Below are 12,158 nucleotides of genomic sequence, written 5' to 3'. Positions count from 1 at the left end.
CCTCACCTCGCCGGTTTGTAAAGCTGATCGAAGGTGCCGCCGTCGGCAAAATGATCCTTCTGCGCCTTCGCCCAGCCGCCGAAATCCTTGTCGATCGTCACGAGCTCAAGCTTGGGAAAGCGTGCGAGGTCCTGCGGCGCCGCACTTTCCGGCAGGATCGGCCGATAGAAGTTTTTCGCGATGATCGCCTGCGCCTTCGGCGTGTAGAGAAATTCGAGATAGGCCTGCGCGACGGCGCGCGTCTTCTTCGCGTCGACATTGCCGTCGACCAGCGCGACCGGCGGCTCCGCCAGGATCGACAGGCTCGGCGCGACGATGTCGAATTTGTCGGCGCCGAATTCCGCGAGCGCGAGGAAGGCCTCGTTCTCCCACGCCAGCAACACGTCGCCGAGGCCGCGCTGCGCGAACGTCGTCGTCGCGCCGCGCGCGCCGGTGTCGAAGACAGGCACATTCTTCAGCAACGCCGCGACATAGCCGCGCACTTTCGCGTCGTCATTGCCGTAAGCTTTCTGCGCCCACGCCCAGGCCGCAAGATAATTCCAGCGCGCGCCGCCGCTGGTTTTCGGATTCGGCGTGATCACTGCGATGCCGGGCTTCGCGAGATCGCCCCAGTCCTTGATCCCCTTCGGATTGCCCTTGCGCACGAGGAAGACGATCGTCGAGGTGTAGGGCGAGGAATTGTGCGGAAGCTTCTTCTGCCAGTCGGCCGGGATTTTCTTGCTGCGTTCGGCGACGGCGTCGATGTCGCCCGCGAGCGCAAGCGTCACCACGTCCGCGTTGAGGCCGTCGATCACGGTGCGTGCCTGCGCGCCCGAACCGCCATGTGACTGGCGAATGGTGATCGTCTGCCCACTGCTCGCCTTCCAGTCCGCGATGAAGGCTTCGTTGAGCGCGCGATAGAGTTCGCGCGTCGGATCATAGGAGACGTTGAGAAGCTCCGTCTGCGCCCGCGCATGCCCGATCACCGCGAAGCAGAACGCGAACGCTGCGGCGGCAAGCGCAAGATCGATAAGCGATCGCTTTCGCCCGAGGGTCATTCTGTTCTCCATCCGCTTGCAGAAGCTTCAACACGCAACGCGAGCAAATCATCCGCTTTAGAGAACGTATTGTACGTCAAGCAGAAAGTGCGACGCAACAAACCCGGACCGAATGGCGTTTCAAAATTCGCCTGAACAAGAGAATAGCCTTCTTCGCCACAATGTTCCAGTTGAGCGCGCAAATTCGCACGCCGCCTGGAATGAGCGCAATTTGAGAGATCGTTTTGACGTTGGAGAGGGAATAAAACGGCGCTTTACGCCGTTAGAATCGCCCGGTCGTCGATGGAATTCGCCAGCGCCTGATCGAGCGCGCGACCGATCATAACAAGCACAGGCTGATCGTCGGGCAGATCGCCGAGACGATCCGGCAACTCGGCGATCGTCGTCGCGACGCGCGCCTCGTTCGGGCGCGTCGCCGCCGCGACGGCGATGGCGGGCGTCGCAGGATCAAGCCCAGCCGCAATCGCCTGTGCGCTCAATTCGTTAAGCGTGCGGCGTGGCATGTAGACGACAGTTGTCACGCCTTCATCGGCGATCGCCGACCACGAGATATCTTTCGGCAGCTTTCCGTCGGCGCCATGGCCCGTCACATACTGAACGCGCCGCGCGCGCTTGCGCTCGGTCAAAGAAACGCCAAGCGACGCCGCCGCGCCTTGCGCCGAGGTCACGCCGGGCACGATCGCGACTGGAATATTCACCGCCTTGCAGGCCGCGATCTCTTCGCCCGCGCGTCCGAAAATTCCGGGATCGCCGCCCTTGAGGCGCACCACATGCTTGCCCTGCCTCGCGAGCGACACCATCAACGCATTGATGTCGTCCTGCTTGCAGGATGGTCCATATCCAGTCTTGCCGACCAGCATGCGCTTCGCCTCGCGTCGCGCGAAATCGAGAATGTCGGGCCCGACGAGATCGTCATAGAGGATCACGTCGGCCGATTGCAGCGCGCGAACAGCCTTGAGAGTCAGGAGCTCGGGATCGCCGGGGCCTGCGCCAACGAGCGTGACGCGCCCGGACGGGGCGACCGCCGTCGTCAGCCGATCGAGATCGCGCAGCAGCCCGTCACGGTCACGTTCGCTCGGCGCGCGCTCGATGGCGCGCCAGGCGAGATCCGTGAAGCGCTCCCAGAAGCCACGCCGCTGCGCATAAGAAGGTTCGCGCGTCTGCACGGACGGCCGCCAGTCGCGCGCCGCCTCGGCCCAGCCCTGCAGGCTCTTCGGCAGCAAAGCCTCGATCTTGGAGCGGATCGACTGGCCGAAGACCGGCGCCGCGCCGTCTGTCGAGATTGAGACGATGACAGGCGACCGGTTGACGATCGCGCCAAACTGGAAATCGCAGAAGGCCGGCCGGTCGATCACATTGACGGCCGCGCCGGCGGCGCGGGCGGCTGCGGCGAACCGCGCGGCGTCCTCGTCATTGTCGCATTCGGCGATGGCGATCGCCGCGCCGGCGAGGTCGCTTTCCGTCCATTCGCGCGCAATGATCTCGACTTGGCCCTTGAATTCATCTGCGGCGACAGAGGCGAACGCTCGCTGCTCGTCGCCCGCGAAAATGGCGAGCCGCGCGCCGGTCGCCGCCAGCAGCTCCGCCTTCCATGCAGCGCCCTCGCCCGCCCCGGCCAGCACGACCTTGCGCCCGGCGAGCTTGTGGAACACAGGCAGCGCCGCCAGCGGCGCGATGCGTTGGGGCGCTGAAGGAACAGGCGTGCGGGCGACGGCGTCGGTCATTGCTGGGTCAGTTGTGTGAGCGAAGCGGCGGGGCGCGCCGTTGGGCCCTCATCTCTGGCCGGCGGAAAAGCAATCCACAGGCCAGCCAGCAGCAGAACAACCAGACGGAAGACGAAGTCAACGCGCCCGATCTCGCGATCCTCGCTCATATTCCGCCTCCATAGTCGTTGAATTCATGAACGGGACGCCGCTTCAGCGCCCTGCGCCATGCGAGCGCATTGATGCGCCGCAGCGCCGTGCGCAGGACAAGGTCCGCTCCGGCCAGCGTCCAGGCGAGAATCGCGCTGTCCGTCGCCCACAGCGTCAGCGCCCCCACGATGACGGCGCTGACGATCCGCCAGCTCACCTCCTGCATGCGGCGCAGTCTGGTGTCTGTGCCCGGCCGCCCGAGATGCTTGCTGACCAGCCGGGCGAGTTCCTCGCTGCGCGCGGAGGCCGCGGGATCGCTGCCGTCAGGCGCGACGAAGCCGAAGGCGACGGTCTCGTTCGTCAGCCGATCGATCAGGATGAAGCCGCCGAGTTCGGCGCTCTCCGCGAAATCGGTCACCACCAGCGGCCGGTCGAAGGCGAGCGAGGCGAGCCCGATATCATTCATGGCCAGCGTCTCGGCCGGCTTCGCTGCGAAGCTCTCGACATCAATGACGGAGTGAACGGCTTCGATCGACGCCCGCGCCGTCGCGGCGCCGACGCGAATGAGATAATCGCGGTCGCCGCGCATCGGCCGCTCGCCGGTCCAGAGCAGCCGCGCGGACAAGTGCTTGCGGATGCGCGGGCGCAAGGTTGGCGACGCCAGCACATCGCCGCGCGAAATATCGATCTCGTCGTCAAGCGTGACGGTGACCGCCTGCCCGATCTGCGCTGCGTCGAGATCGCCGTCAGCGGTGACGATGCGCGCGATGCGCGAACGGCGGCCGGATGGCAGCGCCACGACTTCGGCGCCGACCGAGACCGCGCCGCGCGCGACCGTTCCGGCATAGCCCCGGAAGTCGAGGTTGGGCCGGTTCACCCATTGCACGGGAAATGCGAAGCCGGCCTCGTCGGCGGCGCGCGCGTCCGTCTGCGCGCCTTCGAGAAGAGCGAGCAGCGGCGCGCCCGTGAACCAGGGCGTCCGTTCGGATCGCGCAGCGATATTGTCGCCCTCGCGCGCGGAAACGGGAACGGCCGCGATCTGCTCGAAGCCGAGGCTCGCGACGGCGGCGCGATAATCGGCGTCGATGCGAGCGAAGACGCTCTCGTCGTAACCGACCATGTCCATCTTGTTGATGGCGAGCACGACGCGGCGCACGCCCATCAGCGAGACAATGAAGGAATGGCGGCGCGTCTGCGGCAGCACGCCCTTGCGCGCATCGATCAGGATGACCGCGAGATCGGCGGTCGAGGCGCCGGTCGCCATGTTGCGCGTATATTGCTCATGGCCCGGCGTATCCGCGACGATGAAAGCGCGCTTCGCCGTGGCGAAATAGCGATAGGCCACGTCGATGGTGATGCCCTGCTCGCGCTCGGCCGCGAGCCCGTCGACGAGGAGCGAATAGTCGAGTTCGCCCGCCGCCGATCCCTGCTTCGCGGAGTCGCTTTCGAGCGCGGCAAGTTGATCATCCGGCACCACTCCCGCCTCGACCATCAGCCGGCCGATCAGCGTCGACTTGCCGTCATCGACCGATCCGCAGGTAATGAAGCGCAGCAGCGTCGGCCCCGCGACCGCAGGCGCAAGCGCTGTGGGCGCATTGGCGGCCGCGGGAATCTGCTCCCGCGCGACCTGCTCGACCTTGGTGGCGGCGCGCGCGCTCATCAGAAATATCCGTCCTGCTTCTTGGCTTCCATCGAGCTCGAGCCGTCGCGATCGATAATGCGGCCCTGCCGCTCGGACGAGCGCGACTCCCGCATCTCCCTGATGATGTCTTCGACGGTCGCCGCTTCGCTCTCGATCGCGCCCGTGAGGGGATAGCAGCCGAGCGTCCGGAAGCGCACCATGCGCGTCTCCAGCGTTTCGCCGGGACGCAGCTCCATACGATCATCGTCGCGCATGATGAGCGCGCCGTCGCGCGCCACGACAGGACGCGGCGCGGCGAAATAGAGGCCCGGCACGGGAATATTCTCGCGCGCGATGTAGTCCCACACGTCAAGCTCGGTCCAGTTCGACAGCGGGAAGACGCGGAAACTTTCGCCCGGCGCCTTGCGCGTGTTGAACAGGCGCCATGGCTCCGGCCGCTGGTTCTTCGGGTCCCAGCGATGATCGGGCGAGCGCAGCGAGAATACGCGCTCCTTGGCGCGGCTCTTCTCCTCATCGCGCCGCGCGCCGCCGAACGCCGCATCGAATCTGTATTTGTTGAGCGCCTGCTTCAGCGCCTGCGTCTTCATGAGGTCGGTATGCAGATGCGCCTGCGCGCCGAACGGGCTAACGCCCGCCTTCAAACCTTCCTCATTGATATGGACGAGCAGATTGACGTTGAGCCGCGTCGCCGCTGCGTCGCGGAACGCGATCATGTCCCGAAACTTCCAGGTCGTGTCGACATGGAGCAGCGGGAAAGGCAGTTTCGCGGGATAGAACGCCTTCAGCGCAAGATGCAGGAGGACAGCGGAATCCTTACCGATCGAATAGAGCAGCACGGGATTATCGCAGGTCGCGGCGACCTCGCGGATGATGTAGATCGCTTCCGCCTCAAGCTTCTGCAGATGCGTCAACTGAATCACGACGCGACCTCAAGCTGAGGCGCAGGGCCACGCGCAACGCGGCCGTCGGCCGTGATGTGCAAGCCGCACTCTTTCTTCGCTTCGTCCTCCCACCACCAGCGGCCGGCGCGCTCAGGCTCGCCGGGCTGAACCGCGCGCGTGCAGGGCGCGCAGCCGATGGAGAGAAAGCCTTTCGCGTGCAGCGCATTAACGGGAACGTCATGCGCGGCCGCGAAGTCCGCCGCCTGCGCCCGCGTCCAGTCGAGCAGCGGATTGAATTTCAGCAGATTGCGGCCAGCGTCGAACTCGACGAAGTGCGCCTCCCCGCGATTGGCGGACTGATCCGCGCGCAGCCCCGCGATCCAGCCGTCGGCGCCATGAAGAGTGCGCGCCAGCGGCTCGACCTTGCGCACGCCGCAGCACGCCTTGCGCGCGTCGATCGAATCGTAAAAGCCGTTGACGCCCTGCTTCGCGACCAGCGCCTCGATCGCATCCCTCTCGGGATAATAGGCGCGCACATGCAGCCCGTAGCGATCTTCCGTCGCGCTCCAGACTTCGTAGGTCTCGGGAAACAGGCGGCCGGTATCAAGCGTCGCGAATTCAAAATCAGCGCCGCTCTCGGCGATCAGATGCGTGAGAACCTGATCCTCAAGTCCGAAGCTCGTGGTGAAGACGATGCGCCCCTTCACCGCGCGACGCAGCGCAAGCAATCGTCCTCGCGCGTCCTGCGACGCGAATTCGCGATCAAGCTCCGCGGCGAGCGCTATGGCGCGATCACGCGACATTGGGCGCTTCTTGAGCCGCTTCACGGCGGCGCGCACGCCGCTGCTCCAGAATGTTGGCGCCGTCGCCATAGCCGCGCTGATAGCCATGGCTGATCGAGCGCAACGCGGCCTCCCATTGCGGCCAAGGCTGGCGCGCCGCGCTCGCCTCGGGCAGATCGATCTCATCGAACCCGCAGGACAGCGCATAGGAGAATTGATCCGCGATCAAAGGCCCGGTCGCGCGCACGACGCCGGTGAAGCCGTGATTGCGGAGATGGCGCGCCAGCGAGAAGCCGCGCCCGTCGGAAAACGAGGGAAAGATGATCGAGACCAGCGACAATTGCCGCAGATTGAGCTTCAGCTCCGCGATCGAGATCGAATTCGGAATCTCGACGCCGATGCGCTGATCGCGTCCCTTCGCCGTCAGCGCATCGCCGAGCTTCGCCCAGGGGACGAGCGCAAAAGCGACGCCGTCGATCGCGCCGTCTTCGACGCGGACATAGGCGTCGGGCTTGAAGCCTGAGCGATCAAGCAGCGGCATGGCGCGCCTCCTGCCCGGTCAGCGTCTGGAAGGCCGCCTTGAAGGGGCCAAGGCCAAGCCTGCGCACCGCATCAATGAAGACTTCGCCCTCGCGACGTTCGGCGAGATAGACCGCGACGATGCGCTCGATCGCCTCAGGCACGTCTTCGCCATCAATGCCGGGGCCAAGGCGCTCACCGAGCGCCGCCTTTTCGGTCGCGTCGCCGCCAAGCGTGATCTGGTAGTTCTCGACGCCGTTCTTCTCCAGACCGAGAATGCCGATATGGCCGACATGGTGATGGCCGCAGGCGTTGATGCAGCCGGAAATCTTGATGCCGAGCGCGCCGATCAGCGCCTGCCGCTTTTCGTCAGCGAAGCGCTTCGCGATCGCCTGCGCGATCGGGATCGAGCGCGCCGTCGCCAGCGCGCAATAATCGAGGCCGGGGCAGGCGATGATGTCGGTGATGAGCCCGACATTCGCCGTCGCGAGGCCCGCCGCGCCAAGCGCCTGCCAGAGCGCAAACAGATCATCCTGCCGCACATGCGGCAGCACCAGATTCTGGTGATGCGAGATGCGCGCTTCATCGAACGAGAAGCGTTCGGTCAGGTCGGCCGCGGCGCGCAGTTGGTCCGACGTGATATCGCCCGGCGCGGCGCCGATTTCCTTCAGCGACACCGTGACGGCGGCGTATCCCGGCGCGCGATGCGCCGTGACATTGTTTTCGACGAACCGCGCGAAGGCCGGATTCATCGCCTTGTAGGCTTCAAGCTTCGTCGAGCGAGCCGGCAGAGTCTGAAACGCCGGCGGCGCGAAGTAAGCGGCGATGCGCGCTACCTCTTCCGGGTCGGCGTTGACGGAAGCGCCGTCGAGCCGTGCGAACTCCGCTTCCACGCGGCGCGTGAATTCCTCGGCGCCTATCTCATGCACGAGGATCTTCACGCGCGCCTTGTACTTGTTGTCGCGGCGCCCCTCGAGATTGTAGACGCGCATGATCGCCTCGAGATAGGCGAGCAGATCCTTCTTCGGCAGGAATTCCCGCACGACCTTGCCGATCATCGGCGTGCGGCCGAGGCCGCCGCCGACCATCACTTCGTAGCCGATCTCATGCGTGTCAGGATGACGCTGCACGCGCAGGCCGATGTCGTGCGCCTTGGTCGCGGCGCGGTCGTGATCGGCGCCGGTGACGGCGATCTTGAACTTGCGCGGGAGATAATCGAACTCGGGATGGAGGCTCGACCATTGCCGGATGAGCTCCGCCGTCGGGCGAGGATCCTCGATCTCGTCGGCCGCCGCGCCGGCGAAATGATCCGATGTCACGTTGCGGATGCAGTTGCCCGAGGTCTGGATGCAATGCATTTCGACATCGGCGAGCAGTTCGAGAATGTCGGGGATGTCCCTGAGCTTCGGCCAGTTGAACTGGATGTTCTGCCGCGTGGTGAAATGACCGTAGCCGCGGTCATATTTGTCGGCGATCACGGCGAGCTGGCGAAGCTGCCGCGAATTCAGCGTGCCATAGGGAATGGCGATCCGCAGCATGTAGGCGTGAAGCTGGAGATAGACGCCGTTCTTCAGGCGCAGCGGCTTGAATTCGTCCTCGGTCAGCGACCCCTCGAGACGACGCGTCACCTGGGCGCGGAACTGCGCGACCCGTTCGCGGACGAAGCGCTCGTCGAACTCGTCATAACGGTACATGCGGTGACCTCCGCGCGAACTCGGCCTGCTTGCCGAGATCGGGACGATTGCTGGGGCCGAGCGTCTTGAAGCGCTCGCGGAAATGGTTGGGCGTGGGCGCGCCGTCGGCGCCGACGCTCACATCGACGACATAGGCGTCGACGACCTCGTTGTTGCGCATCGTCGCGGCGGCTTCGGATTCCAGCCTGTCCGCCGTCGCCTCGTCGCGGGCGATCAGCGCGTCGGCGGGATCGCGTGTCCAGCCGCCGGAGGCGGTGCGGAACACGACATCGCCATCCAGCAGATCATTGGCGAGAAGGATGAGGGGCAGCGGGGGACGCTTCGGGACCGCCATCACGCGGCTCCCCGCGACAGGCTGAATCGCGCCTCACGAACCGCACAACGAGCGCGCGAACCCGTTTTGAAGGGTTCCAAATTCTGAAAAGGCCGAGATGCGGTCACGGTCCGACGCTCCGGGAACTTCAGTCGGACCTGCCATATAATTCGCTATCTCATTGAGAACAATAAAGGATCGGTAGGCGCAACTTTCAAAGATGGTGCGCTGCAAGAAAAATTCCCGCTGTCGCCGGCGTCAGTCGGAGAAGAATTTTCAACCGGGAAACCGGCGCCGCCCGATTGCGCTCATCTCTTCCATCAGGCGGTTCGGAGTCGAATTTTCGACGGCGTCGTCCCGGGATTGACGGCGACGCGCCGCCCTACATCGGCGGCGCGACGCCATTGTTGCCGACCGTCACCCGCATCGCCGTCAGCGATCCGTCCGACTGCTTTTGCGCCCCGATGAAGACGGACATGCCCGGCTTCACATCCGCCTTGTCGGCCGGCGCGAAGGTCACCACGGGCGCATCGGGCGGCACGACGATCGACTTCTCGCCGCCCTGATAGGTCAGCTTCAGCGTGCGGCCGCTGACGCCCTGCACGGTCTCTGTCACGCTCGCATTCGTCATCGTGCTTTCAGGCGCGAGATCCCAGGGATAATGCCCCTCGCCGCCTTTGGCGCCCGGCGGAAACACCAGCACCTCCATGGCGCGCATCGTTCCATCCGACTGCGGCATCGCCGCGACGCCGACGAAATCGCCGGCTTTGATATCTTCGAGCTTGGCGGGCTTCAGCCCGCCGACGCTCCAGTTGTCGGCGAGCCTGATGGTGATCATGCCGCTGTCGCGCGAATTGACGGTGAGATTGGCGCCGTCGAGCTTTTCGATGACGCCGCGCACGCGCATCGGCGTCGATTGCGCGAAAGCGGATGCGGGCGCCACGCAGAGGAAAAGCAGGATCGCTGCGAGCCAACGCGATGTCATGGGCGTGACCTCTCTGAAATAGCTGAGATGCGCGCCGCGCGGCGCGCGCTCGGCCTTGCTTGACGAAAGTTCAGGGCTGCGCCGAAGCGCCGAGATTGACCGTGACGCGATTGGCGACGAGCGAGCCATCGCCCTGCTTCTCCGCCGAGAGAAACACCACCGAGCCGATTTTCACGTCGCTCTTCTCCGCTGGCGCGCTGATCGTGATCGCCGCGTCCTCAGGCACGAAGATCGTCTTGTCGCCGCCGGGATAGGTCATCTTGATGGTCTGGCCGCTGACCGCTTTCACCGTCTCGGCGACGGTCGCGTTGGTCATCGTGCCTTCAGGGAGAAGGTCCCATGGACGATGTCCTTCGCCGGACTTCACGCCGGCGGGAAAGATGAAGACCTCGACCGCGCGCAACACGCCGCCTGTCTGCGGCACCGCGGCGACGCCGAGAAAATCCCCCGCCTTGATGTCAGCAAGCTTCGCGGGAACGCGGCCGCCGACGCTCCAGTTATCGGCGAGCTTCACCGCGACATCGCCGTCGCGGCCTTTCACGGTCAGCGACGAGCCCTGCATGGCGGTCACCGGCCCGCGCACGCGCATCGGCGAACTCTGCGCGAAAGCGCTCGTCGCGATGATCGTCGCGAGCGACGCAGCCGCGAAGAAGCGATATGACAAGTTCATGACGTGAATCCCGAGCGATTTCCGGGATCGCATCACATCAAGCCGGCGCGGGCCAATCACGCCGGCGTGAGCGTCCGAAGGCGCTACACCATCATGCGGCGGCGGATTTCGTCCTCATCCATGGTCGCGCGCGTGCCGTTCAGCGTCACTTCGCCGCGATCCATCACATACCAGCGGTCGGCGAGTTCCTTGGCGAAATCGAAATATTGCTCAACCAGCACGATCGCCATGCCGCCGCGGCTCCGCAGATAGGAGATGGCGCGGCCGATATCCTTGATGATTGAGGGCTGGATGCCTTCGGTCGGTTCATCGAGAACGAGGAGCTTCGGACGCGTCACCAGCGCGCGCGCAATCGCAAGCTGCTGCTGCTGTCCGCCCGAGAGATCGCCGCCGCGACGACCCAGCATCGTCTTGAGGATAGGAAACAGATCGTAAAGATCGCTCGGGACGAAGCGTTCGCCGCGCTTCAGCGGGGCGTAGCCGGTTTCGAGATTCTCCTTCACCGACAGCAGCGGGAAGATTTCGCGACCCTGCGGCACATAAGCGACGCCGATGCGCGCGCGCTCCTCCGGGCGCAGCGGTCGCGCATCCTGACCGTCGATCGTGATCTCGCCGCGCGCGATCGATTGGTGACCGACGATGGCGCGCAACAGCGAACTCTTGCCGACGCCGTTGCGGCCGAGCACGCAGGTCACCTCGCCGACCTTCGCCTCGATGGTGACGCCGCGCAGCGCCTGCGCCGCGCCATAATAGAGATCGATGCCGTTGACATTCAGCATGAACAAGAAACCCAGTCGCTTGTCGCCGCGCGCGCATAGAGCGGCGCTTTCCACCCTCCCCTTGAGGGGGAGGGTCGATCCGAGCTGAAAGCGAGGATCGGGGTGGGGTGAACATTTGAACGCATATCGAAATTCACCCCACCCCGATCGCCGTCAGGCTTCGCCTGCCGTCGATCGACCCTCCCCCTCAAGGGGCGGGTGAGCAAACCACGTTGCATCGAGCGCGCAACCATCACCGCCCCAGATAGACTTCGATGACGCGGTCATTGTTCGCGACTGCGTCGATGCTTCCTTCAGCCAGCACAGAACCTTCATGCAGGCAGGTGACCTTGCAATCGAGCGCGCGCACGAAACCCATATCGTGCTCGACGACGATCACTGAATGGCTCTGGTTGATCTCGCGCAGCAGCTCCGCCGTCGTCTCCGTCTCCGCGTCGGTCATGCCCGCGACCGGCTCGTCGACCAGCAGCACCTTGGGGTCCTGCGCGAGCAGCATCGCGATTTCGAGCCACTGCTTCTGGCCGTGCGAGAGATCGCCGGCGCGACGATCGCGATGGGCGATGAGACGCACCCGCGTCAGGATTTCGTCGATCTTCTCCGCCGGCACATGATTGCGCGCGCCGAACAGCGCCGAGAATGGACCGCGCGGACCTTTCAGCGCCAGCAGCACATTGTCGGCGACCGTATGCATCTCGAACACCGTCGGCTTCTGGAACTTGCGGCCTATGCCCATCTCGGCGATGGCGGCTTCATCGAAACGCGTGAGATCGACGGCGCCGAGATTGAACAGGATGTCGCCCTCGTCGGGCCTTGTCTTGCCGGTGATGCAATCCATCATCGTCGTCTTGCCGGCGCCGTTCGGACCGATGATGGCGCGCATCTCGCCGGGCTCCAGCGTCAGCGACAGCGAGCGCAGCGCCTTGAAGCCGTCAAACGACACGCTGACGCCGTCGAGATAGAGGATGGCGCGCGTCACCGTAGCGTTCGTCGTGGCGTTCATCGC

Annotated in this window: 13 protein-coding genes; all 13 read right to left on the bottom strand. The window is 65.0% G+C overall.

Features of this window, described 5'->3' with window-relative positions; translation table 11 throughout:
- Window positions 1–2: 2 nt before the first annotated feature.
- The 13 genes from L8F45_RS08825 to urtD all read right to left on the bottom strand — a co-directional run bounded on the left by L8F45_RS08825 (window position 3) and on the right by urtD (window position 12,155).
- Window positions 3–1,037 (bottom strand): sulfate ABC transporter substrate-binding protein, encoded by a 1,035-nt coding sequence (locus L8F45_RS08825; protein ID WP_342362505.1) that lies wholly within the window; start codon window positions 1,035–1,037, stop codon window positions 3–5.
- A gap of 254 nt (window positions 1,038–1,291) precedes the next feature.
- The gene (gene cysG, locus L8F45_RS08820; protein WP_342362504.1) at window positions 1,292–2,761 is read right to left on the bottom strand and encodes a siroheme synthase CysG; all 1,470 of its coding nucleotides are present in this window, start codon (window positions 2,759–2,761) and stop codon (window positions 1,292–1,294) included.
- Complete coding sequence (locus L8F45_RS08815; RefSeq protein WP_342362503.1) at window positions 2,758–2,910, bottom strand: hypothetical protein; 153 nt, start codon at window positions 2,908–2,910, stop codon at window positions 2,758–2,760. Before L8F45_RS08815 ends, cysG begins: the two co-directional genes overlap by 4 nt.
- On the bottom strand, window positions 2,907–4,550 hold the full coding sequence (cysN, locus tag L8F45_RS08810) for a sulfate adenylyltransferase subunit CysN (RefSeq protein ID WP_342362502.1): 1,644 nt from the start codon (window positions 4,548–4,550) through the stop codon (window positions 2,907–2,909). The genes L8F45_RS08815 and cysN overlap by 4 nt, the downstream gene beginning before the upstream one ends.
- Complete coding sequence (gene cysD / locus L8F45_RS08805; protein WP_342362501.1) at window positions 4,550–5,452, bottom strand: sulfate adenylyltransferase subunit CysD; 903 nt, start codon at window positions 5,450–5,452, stop codon at window positions 4,550–4,552. The genes cysN and cysD overlap by 1 nt, the downstream gene beginning before the upstream one ends.
- Window positions 5,449–6,216 carry a phosphoadenylyl-sulfate reductase gene (locus L8F45_RS08800; RefSeq protein ID WP_342362500.1) on the bottom strand — a complete coding sequence of 256 codons (768 nt, stop codon included), beginning with the start codon at window positions 6,214–6,216 and terminating at the stop codon, window positions 5,449–5,451. Before L8F45_RS08800 ends, cysD begins: the two co-directional genes overlap by 4 nt.
- Window positions 6,206–6,736 (bottom strand): DUF934 domain-containing protein, encoded by a 531-nt coding sequence (locus tag L8F45_RS08795; RefSeq protein WP_342362499.1) that lies wholly within the window; start codon window positions 6,734–6,736, stop codon window positions 6,206–6,208. The genes L8F45_RS08800 and L8F45_RS08795 overlap by 11 nt, the downstream gene beginning before the upstream one ends.
- A complete protein-coding gene (locus L8F45_RS08790) occupies window positions 6,723–8,408 on the bottom strand; it encodes a nitrite/sulfite reductase (protein ID WP_342362498.1) in 1,686 nt (561 codons plus the stop codon). Before L8F45_RS08790 ends, L8F45_RS08795 begins: the two co-directional genes overlap by 14 nt.
- Window positions 8,395–8,742, bottom strand: a complete 348-nt coding sequence (locus tag L8F45_RS08785) for a DUF2849 domain-containing protein (RefSeq protein ID WP_342362497.1) — start codon at window positions 8,740–8,742, stop codon at window positions 8,395–8,397. The genes L8F45_RS08790 and L8F45_RS08785 overlap by 14 nt, the downstream gene beginning before the upstream one ends.
- Before the next feature lie 361 nt (window positions 8,743–9,103).
- Entirely contained in the window at window positions 9,104–9,706 is a 603-nt protein-coding gene (locus L8F45_RS08780; RefSeq protein ID WP_342362496.1) for a DUF5666 domain-containing protein, read from the bottom strand.
- Between the two features lie 70 nt (window positions 9,707–9,776).
- A complete protein-coding gene (locus L8F45_RS08775) occupies window positions 9,777–10,376 on the bottom strand; it encodes a DUF5666 domain-containing protein (RefSeq protein WP_342362495.1) in 600 nt (199 codons plus the stop codon).
- 83 nt (window positions 10,377–10,459) lie between these two features.
- The gene (gene urtE / locus L8F45_RS08770) at window positions 10,460–11,155 is read right to left on the bottom strand and encodes an urea ABC transporter ATP-binding subunit UrtE (RefSeq protein WP_342362494.1); all 696 of its coding nucleotides are present in this window, start codon (window positions 11,153–11,155) and stop codon (window positions 10,460–10,462) included.
- Window positions 11,156–11,387: 232 nt separating this feature from the next.
- Window positions 11,388–12,155 carry an urea ABC transporter ATP-binding protein UrtD gene (gene urtD, locus L8F45_RS08765; protein ID WP_342362493.1) on the bottom strand — a complete coding sequence of 256 codons (768 nt, stop codon included), beginning with the start codon at window positions 12,153–12,155 and terminating at the stop codon, window positions 11,388–11,390.
- Window positions 12,156–12,158 lie beyond the last annotated feature (3 nt).

The organism is Terrirubrum flagellatum, from assembly GCF_022059845.1.
Taxonomy (GTDB): domain Bacteria; phylum Pseudomonadota; class Alphaproteobacteria; order Rhizobiales; family Beijerinckiaceae; genus Terrirubrum; species Terrirubrum flagellatum.
Note: the sequence above shows the minus strand (reverse complement) of the source record. Positions and strands in the feature narration are given on the sequence as shown.